Below are 17,506 nucleotides of genomic sequence, written 5' to 3' on the forward strand. Positions count from 1 at the left end.
CTCAGCCGCTCAGTCGCCCAGCCGTGCGAGGAGCGCCACCGGCCGCTCCGCGAAGAGCTCCGCGAGCTTCAGCTCCGTCGCCGGACCGCCGGTGAACTCCCGTACTCCGTCGAGGACATCGGCCCAGCGGCCCTCCGGCAGCACCAGCTCCGTGTCCTGCCAGCCGCCCGCCTCCCAGAGACGCAGGGAGAGCCGCGTCACCGCCGTGACCACCTCGCCGGAGCGGGCGAACGCCAGACAGTGGGCGGCGGCCGGGCCCTCGGCCGTCAGCGGGGTGTACGTGCCCATGGCGCCGAAGACCTCCGGGCGTTCGCGGCGCAGCCGGAGCGCCGCCCGCACCAGGGCCGTACGGTCGTCGTCCGCCCCGACCGCGAACGGAGCCCGGTTGTCCGGGTCCACGAGCGCCCGGTACTCCCGCTCCGTGTTCTGGTACAGCTCCGGCACCCCCGGCATCGTCAGCTGCGCGAGGAGCACGCCGAGCGCGTGCGCCCGGATGTGCGGCTCCAGGGCGAAGGCCGCCTCCGAGGCCGCCCGGAGCGGGATGCGGCCGGGCCCGGCCGCCGCGAACTCCGTCACGGCGCGCTCGTACTCCGCGTCGGGTTCGGTCCAGCTGGTCCGCAGCCCCGCCTCCCGTACGGACTTGAGGATCGCGGGCGTGAGCCGCTCCGCGTCCGGGCCGCCGAAGCCGAAGGCGGTCTGCCAGGCCGTCCACGCCACGTGCGCGTCGGGCGCGGGCACCCCCGCCACCTCCCCGAGCAGCTCCGCCCACACCCGCGGGCACTGCGCGAGGACCGCGACGGCGGCCCGGACGTCGGCGCTGCGCTTGGTGTCGTGCGTGGACAGCACGGTGCCGGTGCCCGGCCAGTCCCGGGCGATCCGCAGGCAGTACGCGTGGAACTCCTCCACCGACACGGCGGGGCGTCCCGCGTCGCCGCCCACCTCGTTCGCCGAGAGCAGCGGGGTGTACCGGTAGAAGGCCGTGTCCTCCACCGACTTGGCCCGCAGGGCCGAGGACGTCTGCGCGAACCGGGCCCGGAAGGCCCGGTGCTCGGGCCCGTCCCCGAGCGTGCCGAGCGCCAGACCCCGGACGACGTCGACCGCCGCCGCCTCCTCCGGCACCGCGAACGCGGCCTTCGCGCCGCGCGCCGCCTCCGGCGTCAGCACCTCCTCGTCGCCGGTCCGGTAGGCGCGGTAGACCGGGACCCGCACGAGGAGTTCACGGACCGCGGTGCGCAGCGCCCAGGGGGCGTGGTCCCGCAGCTCCGGGTCGTCCGCGCAGATCCGCTCCGCGATCCGGGTGAGCGCGGCCGTCTCGGCGGCCAGGTCGTGGCCCACCACCTCGTACGCGGCCCGCCGCTCGGTCGCCTCCCACTGGCCGCCCCTGTCCCCGGACTTTCCGACGAACTCGCGGTACAGATCGGCCAGTTCGGCCGCGCCCAGCGGGTCGGTGAACACGCCGTCGAGGTGACGCAGGGCGTCGTAGCCGGTGGTGCCGGCGACCGGCCAGGCCGTGGGCAGCGTCTCCGCCCCCGTGAGGATCTTCTCGACCACCGTCCAGCAGCGGCCGCCGGTCGCCGCCGCCAGGTCCTCCAGGTAGCCCTGCGGGTCGGCGAGCCCGTCCGGATGGTCGATGCGCAGCCCCTCGACGACCCCGTCCCTGACCAGCTCGACGATCTTCCCGTGGGTGGCCGCGAACACCTCGGGCTCCTCCACCCGCACCCCGATCAGCTCCGAGATGGTGAAGAACCGGCGGTAGTTCAGCTCGGTGCGGGCCAGCCGCCACCAGCCGAGCCGGTACCACTGGGCGTCGAGCAGCTCGTCGAGCGGCAGGCCCTCCGTGCCGGGGCGCAGCGGGAACTCCTGGTCGTCCAGGCGCAGCACCCCGCCGGAGACCCGCAGCCGGCCCCGCACTTCGGGGAGCCGCGCGGGCAGCACCGGAAGCAGCAGCCGTCCGCCCCCCGCCCGCCAGTCGATGTCGAACCAGCGGGCGTACGGCGAGTCGGGGCCGTCGCGGAGCACGGCGCGCAGTGCGTGGTTGTGCCGGGGCGAGGCCGCCATGTGGTTGGGCACCAGGTCGACGACGATCCCGAGCCCGTGCGCCCGCGCGGTCGCGGCGAGGGCCCGCAGCCCCTCCTCGCCGCCGAGCTCGGCCCGTACGGACCGGTGGTCGGTGACGTCGTACCCGTGGGCCGAGCCGGGCACCGCCTCCAGGACCGGGGAGAGGTGCAGGTGGGAGACCCCGAGGCCCGCGAGGTGGGGCACGGCCCGCTCGGCGGCGGCGAACGGGAACTCCGGCTGGAGCTGGAGCCGGTAGGTCGAGGTGGGAAGCGACACGGAGGAGGAGGTCATGCGAACGTACGTACCCGGCCGGAGGGCTTCTGTGTCATCGCCCCATGCACCCGTTCGTGTGCATCGCGTTAGCTTCGCGTGATGCTCCGGATGTATCGCGACACCCTGTCGCTGCTCGGCACCGCCCTGCCGGTCGTCTCCTTCCTCGGCCGGCTGCCCACCGCCATGTGCCAGCTCGGCAGCCTGCTCCTGGTCGCCGAGACGAGCGGCTCCCTCGCCACGGCCGGCCTCGCGGGCGGCGTGCTCGCCGCGGGCCAGACCGTCGCGGGGCCCGTCATCGGCCGGCTCGGCGACCGGCACGGCCAGCGCGGGGTCGTCCTGGCGGCCTCCCTCGCCAACGCGGTCGCCGTCACCGCCCTGGTCCTCGCCGCGCTCGACGGCGTGCCCACCGGCCCGCTGATGGTCCTCGGCGCGCTCGCCGGCGTCACCGTCCCCCAGGTCGGGCCGCTCGCCAGGACCCGCTCGGTGGCCCTCGCCCGCCGCTCCGGCGCCGACGACCGGACCGTCGGCGCCGTCCTGTCCTTCGAGGGCACCCTCGACGAGGTGTCCTTCGTCCTCGGCCCGGCGCTCGTCGGCCTCGCCGCGGCTCTCGCCCACCCGGCCGCCGCCCTCCTCCTCGCGGCCCTGCTGCTCGCCGTCTGCGGGACGGCCTTCGCCCTCCACCCGACGGCACGGGCCACCGCCCCCGAGCCCGCCACGACCACCCGATCGGGTGCCGCCGAACGGACGCGGCTGCCGGGATCGGCGTACGCCCTGCGCGGCACGATGGTCCTCCAGGGCGCCATGTTCGGCGCCTCGCAGGCCGGCATCACCGCGCTCACCGAGAAGCTCGGCGCGCCCGCCCAGGCCGGGCTCGTCTACGCGGCGATGGGCGTGATCAGCGCCGCCGTCGGTCTCTCGATGGCGGCCGTGCCCGCGCGGATCGGGCTCACGACCCGCTGGCGCGCCGCGACCGCCGGGCTCGTCGTCCTCTCCGTACCGCTGCTGTTCGTCGGCTCCCTCGGTGCGCTGTACGCGGTCGTCATCGTCCTCGGCGCCGCGTACGCCCCGCACCTGATCACCGTCTTCGGCCTCACCGAGCGGACCGTCCCCGCCGCCCGTCTCGCCGAGTCCATGGCTTTCCTGACCAGCGGGATCGTCGGTGGCCAGGCCCTCGCCCTCGCCGTCTCGGGACGGCTCGCCGAAAGCCACGGCGCCCCCGCCGCCTTCGCGGTGGCGGTGGGGGCGGCCGTGGCCTGCGCGCTGCTTTCCTGGACGGTCAGGGTGACGACTCCGGTACGGGAGCTCAGGCCGGCCGTCTCAGAACGGTCAGGCTGAGCGGTGCGAGCGTCACCCGCTCGCCGCCCGCGAGCACCGGGCCCTCGTGCGGCGGCATGCCCTCCGGATCGGCGGTGTCCACCACCGTGCGCCAGCAGGCCCCGTGGCTGTCCGGCACCGAGAACTCCAGCTCCTTCGCCGAGGCGTTGAACATCAGCAGGAAGGAGTCGTCGGCGATCCGCTCGCCCTGGGTGCCCGGCTCCGAGATGGCGTTGCCGTTGAGGAAGACGGTGAGCGCCTGGGCGTGCGCCGCCTGCCAGTCGCGCGCCTTCATCTCCTCGCCCTCGGGCGTGAACCACGCGATGTCCGTCAGCTCGTCGTGGGTGCCCTCCACAGGGCGTCCGTGGAAGAACCGGCGGCGCCGGAAGACCGGATGGTTCCGGCGCAGCCGCACCATCGCCCGGGTGAACCGGAGCAGCGTGGTCTCGGCCTCGCTGTCCGCCTTCGGCCAGCGCACCCAGGACACCTCGTTGTCCTGGCAGTAGGCGTTGTTGTTGCCGCCCTGCGTCCGCCCGAACTCGTCACCGTGGCTGAGCATCGGCACGCCCTGCGACAGCATGAGGGTGGCGAGGAAGTTGCGCGTCTGGCGGGCGCGCAGCTCGGCGATCCCCACGTCCTCGGTGTCGCCCTCGGCGCCGCAGTTCCAGGAGCGGTTGTGGCTCTCGCCGTCCCGGTTGCCCTCGCCGTTCGCCTCGTTGTGCTTGTCGTTGTACGAGACGAGGTCCCGCAGCGTGAAGCCGTCGTGGCAGGTGACGAAGTTGACCGAGGCGAGCGGCCGCCGGCCGTCGTCCTGGTAGAGGTCGGACGAGCCGGTCAGCCGGGAGGCGAACTCGGCGAGGGTCCGCGGCTCGCCCCGCCACAGGTCCCGCACGCAGTCCCGGTACTTGCCGTTCCACTCCGTCCACAGCGGCGGGAAGTTGCCCACCTGGTAGCCGCCCTCGCCGACGTCCCAGGGTTCGGCGATCAGCTTCACCTGGCTCACCACCGGGTCCTGCTGCACCAGGTCGAAGAACGAGGACAGCCGGTCCACCTCGTGGAACTGGCGGGCCAGGGTGGCCGCCAGGTCGAAGCGGAAGCCGTCCACGTGCATCTCGGTCACCCAGTACCGCAGGCTGTCCATGATCATCTGGAGTACGTGCGGGGAGCGCATCAGCAGCGAGTTGCCGGTGCCGGTGGTGTCGTAGTAGTAGCGGGGGTCGTCGTCGAGCCGGTAGTACGAGGGGTTGTCGAGGCCCCGGAAGGAGAGCGTCGGCCCCAGGTGGTTGCCCTCGGCGGTGTGGTTGTAGACCACGTCGAGGATGACCTCGATGCCCGCCTGGTGCAGGGCCCGGACCGCCGACTTGAACTCCAGGACCTGCTGGCCCCGGTCGCCCCAGGACGCGTAGGCGTTGTGCGGGGCGAAGAAGCCGATCGTGTTGTAGCCCCAGTAGTTGGAGAGCCCCGCGTCCACGAGCCGGTGGTCGTTCACGAACTGGTGCACGGGCATCAGTTCGAGCGCTGTCACCCCCAGCTCCTTCAGGTGCCCGATCACCGACGGGTGCGCGAGCCCCGCGTACGTCCCGCGCAGCTCCTCCGGAAGGTCCGGGTGGAGCATCGTCAGGCCCTTCACATGGGCCTCGTAGATCACCGTGTGGTGGTACTCGGTGCGCGGCCGCCGGTCGTCGCCCCAGTCGAAGTACGGGTTGACCACGACGGAGGTCATGGTGTGCGGACCCGAGTCGAGGTCGTTGCGCGCGTCGGGCCGCCCGAAGGGGTAGCCGTACACCGCCTCGCCCCACTGGATCTGCCCGGACACCGCGCGCGCGTAGGGGTCGAGGAGCAGCTTCGCCGCGTTGCAGCGGAGCCCGCGCTCCGGGGCGTACGGACCGTGCACCCGGAACCCGTACCGCTGGCCGGGCATCACGCCCGGCAGATAGGCGTGCCGTACGAAGGCGTCGGTCTCGCGCAGTTCCACCGCCGTCTCCGAGCCGTCGTCATGGAGCAGACACAGCTCGATTCTGTGGGCGGCCTCCGAGAAGACCGCGAAGTTGGTTCCCGCTCCGTCATAGGTGGCGCCCAGTGGGTACGCCTGTCCCGGCCAGACCTGCATGGATACGACTATTCCTCTTCTGTCCGGGTTTGTGGAGATGCTCTTCGGCCAGATCCTGCCCGAAAGAGGGGCAACCTCCTAGGACTTAGCCCCGTCCTACCGGGTGACCGCAGACCAAGAGGGGGAAAGAGGGGGAAGTGTGTACGAAATAGCGCGCCGCCACCTGGGGAAGGTGGTGGCCGGAGCGGCCATGGCGGTGACGGGAACCGCCGTCGCGGTCGCGATCAGCCTGCCGGGCCAGGCGGGAGCCGACGACACGCCGGGCGGCCGCGGCGCCGTCGGGGCGGAGGCCGCCGCGACGGCCGGGAGCGCCGGAGCAGCCGGCGCCGACGGACAGCGGGGCACGGCCGCCGGCACGTCGGGGGGCACATCGGGAGGCGAGGGAGCACAGGGCACGGGCACCGCGCCCCCGCCGGCGACCGTGGCACCCGCCGCGGCCGAGGGGGAGAAGGGCATCGGCGGCGACCCGCTCACCGACGACGAACTCGCACGGGCCGAGGACCTGGCGCTGACCCCGCCCGGCGCCACCGCCCAGCAGGACGTCGAGGGCGGCCGGGGACCGCAGCACCTGGGCACCGACCTCGCGGACCCGGTGCCGGGCGACGCGACACGCCGCGCCGAGGTCCGCTTCTACGACTACGCGAAGAACGAGCTCATCACCCGCACCGTCAACCTCGACACGGGGAAGGTCGAGAAGTCGGGCGCACAGCGCGGCGTCCAGCCCTCCGCCCACCCCGAGGAACTGCGCGAGGCCCTGGAGCTCATCCTCGCGAGCCCGCTCGGCAAGGGCGTCAAGGAGGACTACCGGGACGCCACGGGCAAGGAGCTCACCTCCACCGCGCAACTGTGGTTCAACGGCGACCTCTACCGCACCTACCGCGAGAAGGACGTCCCCGCGGGGCTCGCCCGCTGCGGCGAGCACCGGTGCGTCCGGCTCGTCACCAAGGTCCTCAACGGGGCCTGGATCGACACCCGGAACCTGATCGTCGACCTCTCCGCGAGGACCGTCACCCGGGTCGGCTGACCGCCGCCGCCACCGGTCCCCGCCCGCCCGATCTCCGTACGAGGGAGTGTCTTCCCATGCCCATCCAGCGCAGCCTGTTCACCCGACGAGAGCGGCGCACGCGCAGGCGTGGCGCCGTCCTGACCGCGGCCGCCCTGCTCGGCACCGCCACGGCCGCCGCCGGCCCCGTGACCGGCGCCACCGCGGCCCCGGCCACGCCGCGCCCCGCGGCCCCGGCGCCCCCGGCCCCGGTCGACTGTTCCACCGCGTACCGCATCACACAGAAGCTCGAGGGCGGCGCCACCTGGCGCATGTGCTGGCGCTACGACACCGACGCCGGGCTCACGCTCGACAAGGTGACCTACCAGCCGCCCGGCGCCGCGGCCCCCATCAAGGTCCTCAACAGCGCCCGGCTCGCCCAGATCCACGTGCCGTACGACGACGGCGCCGCCGAGTACGACGACCTCACCGGCGCGGGCTTCGGCTGGGGTCTGCAGAACCTCAACCCGGCCGAGTGCCCCGGCGGCACCCTCACCACCGTGAAGGTGCCCGAGGTCGGCCAGGTCAAGGGTCTGTGCACCACCACGCGGGCGCGTGGCCACGCGTACCGCATGGCCGCAGACACCGGCCCCAAGGTCTGGCAGACCCAGTCCAAGGACCTGCTCGTCTACACCGTCAACAAGGTCGGCTGGTACGAGTACATCTCCGAGTGGCGCTTCTCCGCCGACGGCACCATCGGTGCCAACGTCGGAGCCACCGGCAGCCTCTCGCCCGTCGACTACAACGCCACCGACGGCCGCGGCTGGCCCATCGGCAAGGGCGCCCGCGCCTACGCCACCAGCCACGCCCACAACGTCTTCTGGAAGCTCGACTTCGGTCTCGACGGCTCCACCAAGGACCGGATCGAGCAGTTCGACTCCACCGTCACCGCGCCCACCGGCGGTGGCGGACCGACCGTGAAGACCAAGCGCACCGTCGTCACCAAGGAGCTCGCCGGGGACGCCAGGAACATGCGCTGGTGGCGGGTGGTCAGCGGCACCGGCAAGAACGCCGACGGCCACGCCCGCTCGTACGAGATCGTGCCCGGCCACACCGACACCCACGCCGGCCGCGGCTTCACCAAGCACGACGTGTACTTCACGCAGGCGCGCGCCTGCGAGCAGTTCGCGAGCAACAACATCGGCAACTGTGCGCCGGGCGCCGGTGACAGCGTGGACAAATGGGTCAACGGCGAGACCCTGACCAAGCCGTCGGTGTGGGTCAACATCGGGTTCCACCACATCGCCCGGGACGAGGACCAGCAGCCGATGCCGGTCCACTGGCAGGGCTTCCAGCTCGCCCCCAGGGACGTAACCGCTATGAATCCGCTCACTCCGGCCGATCTCGCCTCCCAGAACGGTCAGCCCGATCTGGGGAGTTGAGGAAGCAGCCTGACGATCCTGCTGCACCGCCTCCCGCTCGCGGAGTACCCTTCCTTGATCGTTGTCGGACCGGTCGACACGGGCGTCCAGGAGCAGAAGGCGGTGCGCGGGTGAGCTCGGGAGGTCTGGAGCTGCCCCCAGGTGATGCGGGTCGCGAGGGGGGCCCGGCCGGCCCCGCGGAGGCGCCGCCCGGCGAGGTCGCGCCGCCGGGCGCCGTGCCGCCCGGCACGGTCACCGTCACCCGGCCGGTGGAGATCGGGGCGGAGATCGACTGGGGCGCCGAGGCCTGGAGCGAGGTCCGCACCCGCGCCCAGCGCGCCGGGCGGGCCTACATCTGGCTGAACCTCGTCGAACAGCGGCTCCGCGCCGTGGTCGCCGCCGTCCTGCGGCCCGTGTACGAACCGGTGCACGGCGAGGAGTGGGTGGTGGCCGCGGCCGGCCCGGCCGGCCAGGAGTGGGTGCAGCGGGCGGTCGCCGTGCGCGAGGTGTCGCGGCGCAAGGGCTACCTCCTCGACCCGGCCGACGACAACGTGCTGAGCTTCCTCACCCTCCCGCAGCTGCGGGAGCTCATGGTGCAGCACTGGCCGTGCTTCGAGCCCTACTTCGACGACCGGCGCGAGGTCGAGCTCGCCCTCGACGAGCTGGAGGTCACGCGGAACGTGGTCTCCCGCAACCGGGCCCTCTCGCTGACCGTGCTCGCCCAGTCCGAGCGGGCCTCCGCCCGCATCCTGGAGATCCTCGGCAGCGGTGCCGGAGTGCCGTCCGCCGACCGGCTGCCCGTGGACGCGGTCGAGGACCTCGTCGGGGACCGGTACGCGGACGTGGTCTCCGTCCACCCCGACCGGGTGCGGCTCCAGCGGCAGCTGCCCGCCGAGGACCTCTTCGGCGGGGCCCGCCGCCTCGACGCCACCGGCATAGGTCTCAATCTGCTCGTGCAGAACTTCTCCGGCCGCCGCATGGTCCGGCTCGCCGAGTCCGGCTGCCGGACCCGGCTCCTGTTCCTCAACCCCGCGAGCAGCGCGGTCAAGCGCCGTGAGCGCGAACTCGGCCTCAAGAAGGGCGAGCTCAGCCGCTCCGTCGAGATGAACATCCTGCACATGCGCCGGGTCCGCTCCAAGCTCCGCGACCCGGGCGCCTTCCAGATCCACGTCTTCGACGAGACGCCCCGCTTCACCGCCTATCTGGTGGACGGCGACGGACCGGACGGGGTCGGCGTCGTCCAGTCCTACCTCCGCCGGGCCCGCGGCATGGAGGCCCCCGTCCTGGTGCTGCGCGGCGGCGGGCGGAACGTGGTGCGCCACGGTCAGGGGATCCGTGACGGCGATCACGGACTTTTCGAGACGTATCGGGAAGAATTCGAGTCGGTCTGGCTCGACTCCCGGCCCGTCTCCTGACCTGCGGGACGCGTCCTGGCCGGGGGGACCCGAGGGCGTTGTCAGTGGCGCGTGCGAGTGTGGTCAGCACCACGGGGGAGATCACGTAAGGAGGACCCGATGGCTTGGCACAGCGAGACGCTGGTCGGCTTCGACCTGGAGACGACCGGCACGGAACCGCTGGAGGCCCGTATCGTGACGGCCTCGATCGTCGAGGTCGACGGCGGGGGGCACGTCACGCGTCGGCGTGACTGGCTCGCCGACCCGGGCATCCGCATCCCGGAACAGGCCTCCGCGATCCACGGCATCAGCAACGAACGCGCGGCCGCCGAAGGCAGGCCCGTGCGCGAGGTCGCCGACGAGATCGCGCAGACCCTCACCGCGTACTGGGAGGACGGCGTCCCGGTCGTGGCGTACAACGCCTCCTTCGACCTGACGCTCCTCTCCGCGGAGCTGAGCCGCCACGGACTGCCCTCGCTGGGCGAGCGGCGCGGCGGCGCCGGCATCGGACCCGTCGTCGACCCGTACACCATCGACCGGGCCGTCGACCGCTACCGGCGCGGCAAGCGGAACCTCGAAGCGGTCTGCGGGGAGTACGGCGTCGTGCTCGAAACCGCCCACCAGGCCGCCGCCGACGCGCTCGCCGCCGTCCGGGTCGCCGTCGCGATAGCCGAGCGGCACCCCCAGGTCGCCGCGATGAACCCGGCCGAACTCCACGAGCGCCAGATCGGCTGGTACCGCGCCTGGGCCGAGAACTTCCAGGCATTCCTGCGCCGCAAGGGCGACACGGAGGCGGTCGTCGACTCCGTCTGGCCGCTGCGCGGCCCGGTGGCCACGCCCGTCGGCCAGGAGGCCTAGGAGTTCTCCTTGAGGAAGGAGAGCAGCAGTTCGCTCACCTTCTCGGGCTGGTCGAGCGGGAACCAGTGGCCCGCGTCCTCGACCCGCTCGTAGCGCCACGGGCCGGTGACGTGCTCGCCGGTCTCCGTCATCTGGCGCTCCATGAGGAAGCGGTCACCGGCCGACCAGACGCCCATGACCGGCACGGACAGCGGGGGGAGCGCCGTCGGCGGCGCCAACTGGACCTCGATCGGCAGCCCCGCCCGGTAGATGTTCAGCGCGGCGGTCAGCGCGCCCGGGGCGCGCAACGGTCCCAGGACGGCGTCCGCGTCGGGGTGGTCCGCCAGCATGTCGCGGAGGTTCGCGAAGTCGTCGCGGGAGAGCCACTCCTCGGCGAGTCCCTCGTGCTGGAACATCGACAGGTGCCACAGGCGTTGCCGCTGCTCCCAGCCGGCGTCCAGGATCGCCGCGATGTTCCCCACCGACATGAGCGTCGCGCTCGCCACCCGGTCCGGGACGACCTGCGCGATGCCCTGCGCCACACCCGAGCCCCAGTCGTGGCCGACCACGTGGAAGCGGTCGATCTCCAGCCGGGCGAGCAGCTCGAGCAGGTCGCCGACGTGCTTCGCCGGGTGGTACGCCTCCGGGCCGCCCTCGGGGCGGTCCGATCCGCCGAAGCCCCGCAGCGTGGGGGCGACGCACCGGAAGCCCGCCGCCGTGAGGGCCGGGACCTGGTGCCGCCACAGAAGGTGGCTGTCGGGAAAGCCGTGCACGAGCAGCACGACCGGCCCCTCACCGCTCACCTCGACGTCGAGCGCCACCTCGGGCAGTTCCACGCGCATCCCCACACCCCGTTCGCTCCAGGCCGGTTGACCGGGGATCATGATGTCAGTCAGTCAGAACGGGTACCAGCGCACCTCGGGGTCACCGTCCCGCAGCGAGGCGACCCGCCGCTCGAATTCGGCCAGTGCCTTCGGGTTGGCCGGCGCGTGCTGCGCCACCCACGCGCAGCTCGCCGTCTCCCGCGCCCCGCGCAGCACCGCGCACCCCTCCCACTCCCGGACGTCCCAGCCGTACGCCTCCGCGAACGCCTCGTACGCGGCCGGATCGAGGCCGTACCGGTCCCGGGAGAGCGCGAGCACCACCAGATCGTGCTCGCGCAGGTCCGAGGAGAAGGTCTCCAGGTCCACCAGGACCGGTCCTGCCGGGCCGACGTGGACGTTCCGGGGGAGGGCGTCACCGTGGATCGGCCCCGGCGCCAGGCGCGGGGTCAGGGCGGCGGCCGCCGGAGCGAAGGAATCGCGCCGCTCCCGCAGGAAGGCCGCGTCCGCCGGGTCGATCGCGTCCCCCGCGAGCCGCAGCCACCGCTCGACACCGCCGAGCAGCTCACGGCGGGGGAGAGCGAACCCCTCCGGCTCCGGCAGGGCGTGGACGGCCCGCAGCAGCGGCGCGAGGTCACGGGGCTCCGCCGGCCGGACCGCCTCGGGCAGCCGGTGCCAGAAGGTCACCGGGTGCCCCTCGACCAGACGCGGCTTCTCCTCGGCGGCCCGGACCGCCGGAACGTCCGCCGCGTCGAGCCAGGACGCCAGCGCGAGCTCCCGCTCGGCCCGCGCGAACAGCTCCGCGTCCCGGCCGACCTTCACCACGAGATCGCCCACGGCGAAGACCGCGTTCTCCCCCAGGGCGAGGAGCCGCGCCTCCGCGACCGGCAGCCCCGCCGCATCCAGGACCTCCCGCGCCCGTACCTCGTCCATCGCCCTCTCCCTCCAGCACGCTTTTGCGCCAAAGTCTCCCATCCGCCCAGCTCACCGCGCCCGTCGCCTTGACGGGCCGACGGCCTGTCAGCACCATGGCGGGATTCCGGACGGCGGCGTCGACGTGTGGACGGGGGCAGGATCGTGAGCTCGGTGACCGCGACGAAACGGCCCGACGGGACGCGCACACCGCGCGCCGCCCACGGGACACGCCCGCGCGGCCCCGACTTCGGGGCCTGGTTCCTCGTGCTCCCGGCCCTGCTGCCCATCCTGGTCCTCAGCGTCGGCCCGCTCCTCTACGGGATCGCGCTCGCCTTCACGGACGCCCAGTCCGGCCGCACCCAGGCCACCCGCTGGGTCGGCACCCTCAACTTCCAGGACCTGCTGCACGACACCCTCTTCTGGGACTCGTTCCGCATCGGCGTGCTCTGGGCCGTCGGGGTGACCGTCCCCCAGTTCCTGCTCGCCCTCGGCCTCGCCCTCCTGCTCAACCAGAACCTCCGCTTCCGCTGGCTGGCGCGGGCCCTCGCCATCGTCCCCTGGGCGATGCCGGAGGTCGTCGTCGGCATCATGTGGCGGCTCGTCTACAACCCCGACGCCGGCATCCTCAACGAGACCCTCCGCGGCCTCGGTCTCGGCGAGGGCCACGACTGGCTCTCCGGACTCGCCACCGCGCTCCCCGCCGTCATCGTCGTCGGCGTCTGGGCCGGCATGCCGCAGACCACCGTCGCCCTGCTCGCCGGACTCCAGAACGCGCCGAAGGAGCTCCACGAGGCCGCCGCCCTCGACGGCGCCGGAGCCTGGCGCCGCTTCCGCGCCGTCACCTGGCCCGCCCTCAGACCGGTCGCCCTCGCCATCACCGCGCTCAACCTCATCTGGAACTTCAACTCCTTCGCCCTGGTCTACGTGCTGACCAACGGCGGACCGGGCGGCCGCACCCGGCTCCCCATGCTCTTCGCCTACGAAGAGGCCTTCCGCTACGGCCAGTTCGGCTACGCCGCCGCGATGGGCTGCGTGATGGTCGCCGCCGTCTCCGTGCTCATCGCCCTCTCCCTCGTACGCCGGCTGAAAGGGGACCAGGACCGGTGAGCGCACTCCGGACGAGCAGACCCGCGCGGATCGGCCAGTACCTCGCCCTCCTCGCGTACCTGGTCTTCCTCGCCTTCCCCTTCCTCTGGCTGGTCTCCACCGCCTTCAAGCCCGCCCCCGAACTGGCCTCGCTCCACCCCACCTGGATCCCGAAGGACCCCACGCTCGCCAACTTCCGGCAGGCCTTCGACGAACAGCCGCTGCTCAGGGCCGCCGCGAACAGCCTGGTCGCCGCGGTCTCCGCGGCCGTGATCGCGGTGGCCGTCGCCACCCCGCTCGCCTATGTGACGGCCCGCCACCGGGGCCGGCTCGCCTCGGCCGCCACCGGCTGGGTGGTGATCAGCCAGGCCTTCCCGTTCGTCCTGGTGATCATCCCGCTGTTCCTCATCCTCAAGAACCTGCACCTGATCAACAGCGTCCTCGGCCTGGTCATGGTCTACGTGGTCTGGTCGCTGCCCTTCGCCCTCTGGATGCTGATGGGATACGTCCGGGCCGTCCCCGCCGAGTTGGAGGAGGCCGCCGCCGTCGACGGCGCCGGGCGGCTGCGCACCCTCGTCTCCGTCACCGCCCCGCTGCTCGTCCCCGGCATCGTCGCCACCGCCCTCTTCGCCTTCGTCACCGCGTGGAACGAGTTCTTCTTCGCGCTCGTGCTCCTGAAGACCCCGGAGAAGCAGACCCTGCCGGTCGTCCTCACCCACTTCCTCGGCGCCGAGGGCGTCGCCGACCTCGGCCCGCTGGCCGCGGCGGCCTTCCTCGCCACGCTGCCGTCCCTCGTCGTCTTCGCCGTCCTCCAGCGACGGATCACCGGCGGGATGCTGGCCGGGGCGGTGAAGTCATGAGAAGGATCCTGACCGCGGCCGCCGCGCTCGTCCTGCTCCTCGCCGGCTGCACGGCGGGGGAGGCGGACCCCGACGACGGAGTCGTACGGCTCCGATTCCAGTCCCTCGCCTGGCAGAAGGAGTCCGTCGACGCCAACCGGCAGCTGGTGGAGGAGTGGAACGCGGCGCACCCCGGCGTCCAGATCGACTACGTCCAGGGCAGCTGGGACTCCGTCCACGACCAGCTCCTCACCTCCTTCGAGGGCGGCGAGGCCCCCGACATCATCCACGACGCCTCCGACGACCTGGCCGACTTCGCCTACGGCGGCCACCTCGCCGATCTGCGCACCCTGCTGCCCGAGCGGCTCCGCGCCGGCATCCCCGCCCGCAGCTGGGAGACCACCACCTTCGGCGAGGGGATCTACGGAGTGCCGTTCCTCCAGGAACCGCGCGTGATCATCGCCAACCGGAAGATCCTGGAATCCTCCGGAGTCCGCGTCCCCACCCCTTCGAACCCCTGGAGCTGGACCGAGTTCCGGCAGATCGCCCAGGACCTCACCCGGCACATGGGCCCCGGCGGGTACGCCGTCGCCTGGCCGCTCAAGGAGCCGGTCTCCGTCAGCCTCAACCTCGGCCTCTCCGCCGGTGGCCGGCTCTTCCACCGGGAGGCCGACGGCCGGGTCGCCGTCCGCTTCACCGAGGCCGACGCCGTCGTCCCCGGCACCGTCCACGACCAGGTCGTCACCGACCGCCCCGCCCCGCGCACCACCCTCGGCAGCGGTGGCTCCGACACCCTCCCCGGCTTCTTCGCCGGCAAGTACGCCATGGTCCCGCTGGGCTTCTCCTACCGGCAGCAGATCGCCCAGCAGGCCCCCGAGGGCTTCGAGTGGACCGTGCTGCCCGCCCCCGCGGGCAGTGCGGGACCCGCCCAGGGCGTCTCCCCGCAGACCCTGTCGATCGCCGAGGACAGTCCGTACAAGAAGGAGGCGGCGGAGTTCCTCGACTTCTTCCTCCGGCCGGAGAACATGGTGCGGCTCGCGCGCGGCGACTGGATGCTACCCACCGGCACGGCGGCCCTCGCCCATCCCTCCCTGCACACCGCCGAGGACGGCTGGGCCACCGGGGCCGCGCTGGCCGTGCACCTGCGGCCCGCCCCCGCGCAGTCGGTGCGGGGCTACCCGGAGTGGAAGGACAAGGTGGCGACCCCCGCCTTCCAGGAGTACTACAGCGGCGCCATCGACGCGGCCGAGCTGAGCAGACGGCTCGTGGCGGACGGCAACCGGGTGCTCGCCCGCTATCAGCGGAAATAATCCGTTCGCGAGAGGTTCGTCATTACGAAACCTTGTTGAATAAGTCACAGATAGGTGAAGGGTCTTCTCCCGACCCCCTTGATCGGACAGTGTTCGAACCAGCCACCGCGCCGCCCCCCACGAGGCGCGGTGGCCCCCTAGGGTGAAGCCATGACGCAGACATACGCGCTGCTGCTCCGCGGCATCAACGTGAGTGGCCACCGGAAGGTGCCCATGCCGGAACTCCGGTCCGTCCTCGAAGGGCTCGGGCACCGGAACGCCCGCACGTATCTGCAGAGCGGGAACGCCGTCTTCACCACCGACTCCACCGACGGCGAGGACGCGCTCACCCGCCGGATCGAGGACGCGATCGAGAGCCGCTTCGGCTTCCGCGTCGACTGCCTCGTCCGCGACGGCGCCTACCTCGCGGCCGTCGCGGCGGCCTGCCCCTTCCCCGCCGCCGAGCTGGAGGGCAAGCAGCTCCACGCCTTCTACTTCTCCGGGCCCGCCGACCCCGAACGCTTCGCGGCCGTCGACCGGGAGGCGTACCGTCCGGAGGACTTCGCCCTCGGCGACCGGGTCCTCTACCTCTACGTCCCCGAGGGCCTGGGCCGGTCCAGGCTGGCCGACGTCCTCACCCGGCCTTCCGTCGTCAAGGGCCTGGTGGTCACCGCCCGCAACTGGAACACCGTGGTCAGGCTGGTGGAGATGACACGGGAGGGATGACGGCGAAGTGGCCCGGTCGGAGGGGCGTCGATTGGACCAGAGGGGCAGGCCACTCGCTGGCTAGATTCAGTCGCATGACGACCACCGAGACCGCGTCCCGTCCCACCGTCGACTTCTTCTTCGACCCCGTCTGCCCCTTCGCCTGGATCACCTCCCGCTGGATCCTGGAGGTCGAGCGGCACCGGGACATCGACCTCCGCTTCAAGGCCATGAGCCTGTACCTCCACAACGAGGGCAACACCCTGCCCGACTGGTACCGGGAGCTCGTCGACGCCTCGATCGGGCCCGTCCGGGTCGCGGTGGCCGCCGCCACACAGCACGGCGAGGAGATCCTGCGCCCGCTCTACACCGCGTACGGAACCCGTATCCACGAGGAGAAGCGGAAGGACTTCGACGCCGTCGTCGAGGAGTCCCTCGCCGAACTCGGCCTCCCCGCGGCCCTCGCGAAGGCCGCCCACGACCCTGCGTACGACGAGGACGTCCGCCGCCACCACGACGCCGGCAAGGAGCCGGAATCCGAGGCGTACGTCGGCACCCCGACGATCCACGTCGACGGCACCGTCTGGTTCGGCCCGGTCCTGCGCGCGATCCCGCGCGGCGAGAAGGCGGCCGAACTCTTCGACGGCTTCCGCGTCCTGGCCGCCCACCCCGACTTCTTCGAACTCAAGCGGACCCGCACCGGCGGCCTCGACTTCGGTCAACCGGCCACCGCGGCCACCCGCTCCGCGGCACGGAGCGCGCCGTCGTAGCGCTCCACGAGCAGCGCGGCCAGTTCGGGGGAGGGCCCGAGGACGTCCGCCAGGACGTCCGCCCCGGCCGCGCCCGCCGCGATCCGGTCCGGCAGCCGGCCCGGGGCGATCACGTACGGGGCGACCGCCACCCGGCGCACACCGTCGGCGCGCAGGGCCCGCACCGCGTCCTCCGTACGGGGGAGAGATGCGGAGGCGAACGCGGGCCGCACGGAGCACCAACCGGTGCGCCGCAGCTCCCGCGCCGTTTCTGCGATCGCCGCGATCGCCTCCGGGTCGGTGGAGCCCGCCGAGGCCAGGACGACCCCGGTCGTGCTCTTGTCGGCGGGCGTGAGCCCGGCCTCGTGAAGCCGCCGTTCCACCGCCGCGATCAGCAGCGGCGAGGGTCCGAGGACCTCCGCCTGCCGGACGCGGAGGGACGGGGGTGCCTGCCGCAGTACGGCGGGGACGTCGGCCTTCGCGTGGAAGGCCCGGGTGAGCAGCAGCGGCAGCGCCACCACGTCCCGTATCCCGTCGGAGGCGAGCCGGTCGAGGACCCCCGTCACCGACGGCAGGTTGAAGTCCAGGAACGCCGTCTCCACGCGCAGCCCCGGCCGCTGCGCACCGGCCCGGCGTACCAGCGCCTGGACGGTCGCCGCGTGCCGCGGGTCGCGGCTGCCGTGGGCGATGACGAGGAGGGACGGCCTGTTCAT

General features: G+C 72.8%; 15 protein-coding genes. 10 read left to right on the top strand and 5 right to left on the bottom strand.

Going from position 1 to position 17,506, the window contains the following annotated elements:
* Nucleotides 1-9: 9 nt before the first annotated feature.
* Entirely contained in the window at nt 10-2,349 is a 2,340-nt protein-coding gene (treY, locus tag ACFWUY_RS09570) for a malto-oligosyltrehalose synthase (RefSeq protein ID WP_384104376.1), read from the bottom strand.
* Between the two features lie 90 nt (nt 2,350-2,439).
* Between treY and ACFWUY_RS09575 the strand changes: the two genes are divergently transcribed.
* Nucleotides 2,440-3,666: an MFS transporter gene (locus ACFWUY_RS09575; protein WP_384104490.1), complete on the top strand. Its 1,227-nt coding sequence runs from the start codon at nt 2,440-2,442 to the stop codon at nt 3,664-3,666.
* Here the strand turns inward: ACFWUY_RS09575 and glgX are convergent.
* Complete coding sequence (gene glgX, locus ACFWUY_RS09580; protein WP_384104378.1) at nt 3,635-5,755, bottom strand: glycogen debranching protein GlgX; 2,121 nt, start codon at nt 5,753-5,755, stop codon at nt 3,635-3,637. The genes ACFWUY_RS09575 and glgX overlap by 32 nt on opposite strands.
* A 139-nt stretch (nt 5,756-5,894) precedes the next feature.
* Between glgX and ACFWUY_RS09585 the strand changes: the two genes are divergently transcribed.
* From ACFWUY_RS09585 to ACFWUY_RS09600, 4 genes are all read left to right on the top strand, one after another.
* The gene (locus ACFWUY_RS09585; RefSeq protein WP_384104381.1) at nt 5,895-6,779 is read left to right on the top strand and encodes a Tat pathway signal sequence domain protein; all 885 of its coding nucleotides are present in this window, start codon (nt 5,895-5,897) and stop codon (nt 6,777-6,779) included.
* A 56-nt stretch (nt 6,780-6,835) separates the two neighbouring features.
* The gene (locus ACFWUY_RS09590; RefSeq protein WP_384104384.1) at nt 6,836-8,179 is read left to right on the top strand and encodes a copper amine oxidase; all 1,344 of its coding nucleotides are present in this window, start codon (nt 6,836-6,838) and stop codon (nt 8,177-8,179) included.
* Between the two features lie 110 nt (nt 8,180-8,289).
* Nucleotides 8,290-9,573, top strand: a complete 1,284-nt coding sequence (locus ACFWUY_RS09595) for an SAV2148 family HEPN domain-containing protein (RefSeq protein WP_384104387.1) — start codon at nt 8,290-8,292, stop codon at nt 9,571-9,573.
* A 99-nt stretch (nt 9,574-9,672) separates the two neighbouring features.
* On the top strand, nt 9,673-10,410 hold the full coding sequence (locus ACFWUY_RS09600) for a 3'-5' exonuclease (RefSeq protein ID WP_384104391.1): 738 nt from the start codon (nt 9,673-9,675) through the stop codon (nt 10,408-10,410).
* Here ACFWUY_RS09600 and ACFWUY_RS09605 read toward each other — a convergent pair.
* Together ACFWUY_RS09605 and ACFWUY_RS09610 are read right to left on the bottom strand one after the other, a co-directional pair.
* Nucleotides 10,407-11,231, bottom strand: a complete 825-nt coding sequence (locus ACFWUY_RS09605; protein ID WP_384104394.1) for an alpha/beta fold hydrolase — start codon at nt 11,229-11,231, stop codon at nt 10,407-10,409. The genes ACFWUY_RS09600 and ACFWUY_RS09605 overlap by 4 nt on opposite strands.
* A gap of 54 nt (nt 11,232-11,285) precedes the next feature.
* Nucleotides 11,286-12,143: a phosphotransferase gene (locus tag ACFWUY_RS09610; protein WP_384104397.1), complete on the bottom strand. Its 858-nt coding sequence runs from the start codon at nt 12,141-12,143 to the stop codon at nt 11,286-11,288.
* 144 nt (nt 12,144-12,287) lie between these two features.
* On the opposite strand from ACFWUY_RS09610, the gene ACFWUY_RS09615 reads away from it, so the two are divergent.
* From ACFWUY_RS09615 to ACFWUY_RS09635, 5 genes are all read left to right on the top strand, one after another.
* A complete protein-coding gene (locus ACFWUY_RS09615) occupies nt 12,288-13,232 on the top strand; it encodes a carbohydrate ABC transporter permease (protein ID WP_384104400.1) in 945 nt (314 codons plus the stop codon).
* Entirely contained in the window at nt 13,229-14,071 is an 843-nt protein-coding gene (locus ACFWUY_RS09620) for a carbohydrate ABC transporter permease (RefSeq protein WP_384104405.1), read from the top strand. The genes ACFWUY_RS09615 and ACFWUY_RS09620 overlap by 4 nt, the downstream gene beginning before the upstream one ends.
* Nucleotides 14,068-15,360, top strand: a complete 1,293-nt coding sequence (locus ACFWUY_RS09625; RefSeq protein ID WP_384104408.1) for an ABC transporter substrate-binding protein — start codon at nt 14,068-14,070, stop codon at nt 15,358-15,360. Before ACFWUY_RS09620 ends, ACFWUY_RS09625 begins: the two co-directional genes overlap by 4 nt.
* A gap of 150 nt (nt 15,361-15,510) precedes the next feature.
* Entirely contained in the window at nt 15,511-16,065 is a 555-nt protein-coding gene (locus tag ACFWUY_RS09630; protein ID WP_384104411.1) for a DUF1697 domain-containing protein, read from the top strand.
* 74 nt (nt 16,066-16,139) lie between these two features.
* Nucleotides 16,140-16,814 carry a DsbA family protein gene (locus ACFWUY_RS09635; RefSeq protein ID WP_384104414.1) on the top strand — a complete coding sequence of 225 codons (675 nt, stop codon included), beginning with the start codon at nt 16,140-16,142 and terminating at the stop codon, nt 16,812-16,814.
* Here ACFWUY_RS09635 and ACFWUY_RS09640 read toward each other — a convergent pair.
* Nucleotides 16,763-17,506 carry a sirohydrochlorin chelatase gene (locus ACFWUY_RS09640; RefSeq protein WP_384104417.1) on the bottom strand — a complete coding sequence of 248 codons (744 nt, stop codon included), beginning with the start codon at nt 17,504-17,506 and terminating at the stop codon, nt 16,763-16,765. The genes ACFWUY_RS09635 and ACFWUY_RS09640 overlap by 52 nt on opposite strands.

The sequence above is a fragment of the Streptomyces sp. NPDC058664 genome, assembly GCF_042716635.1.
Taxonomy (GTDB): Bacteria; Actinomycetota; Actinomycetes; order Streptomycetales; family Streptomycetaceae; genus Streptomyces.

Excerpts from the sequence above, each read along its gene's own strand:
- treY (WP_384104376.1), bottom strand. The coding sequence starts at position 2,349 with ATGACCTCCTCCTCCGTGTCGCTTCCCACCTCGACCTACCGGCTCCAG.
- ACFWUY_RS09575 (WP_384104490.1), top strand. The coding sequence starts at position 2,440 with ATGTATCGCGACACCCTGTCGCTGCTCGGCACCGCCCTGCCGGTCGTC.
- glgX (WP_384104378.1), bottom strand. The coding sequence starts at position 5,755 with ATGCAGGTCTGGCCGGGACAGGCGTACCCACTGGGCGCCACCTATGAC.
- ACFWUY_RS09590 (WP_384104384.1), top strand. The coding sequence starts at position 6,836 with ATGCCCATCCAGCGCAGCCTGTTCACCCGACGAGAGCGGCGCACGCGC.
- ACFWUY_RS09600 (WP_384104391.1), top strand. The coding sequence starts at position 9,673 with ATGGCTTGGCACAGCGAGACGCTGGTCGGCTTCGACCTGGAGACGACC.
- ACFWUY_RS09605 (WP_384104394.1), bottom strand. The coding sequence starts at position 11,231 with ATGCGCGTGGAACTGCCCGAGGTGGCGCTCGACGTCGAGGTGAGCGGT.
- ACFWUY_RS09610 (WP_384104397.1), bottom strand. The coding sequence starts at position 12,143 with ATGGACGAGGTACGGGCGCGGGAGGTCCTGGATGCGGCGGGGCTGCCG.
- ACFWUY_RS09625 (WP_384104408.1), top strand. The coding sequence starts at position 14,068 with ATGAGAAGGATCCTGACCGCGGCCGCCGCGCTCGTCCTGCTCCTCGCC.
- ACFWUY_RS09630 (WP_384104411.1), top strand. The coding sequence starts at position 15,511 with ATGACGCAGACATACGCGCTGCTGCTCCGCGGCATCAACGTGAGTGGC.
- ACFWUY_RS09635 (WP_384104414.1), top strand. The coding sequence starts at position 16,140 with ATGACGACCACCGAGACCGCGTCCCGTCCCACCGTCGACTTCTTCTTC.
- ACFWUY_RS09640 (WP_384104417.1), bottom strand. The coding sequence starts at position 17,506 with ATGAACAGGCCGTCCCTCCTCGTCATCGCCCACGGCAGCCGCGACCCG.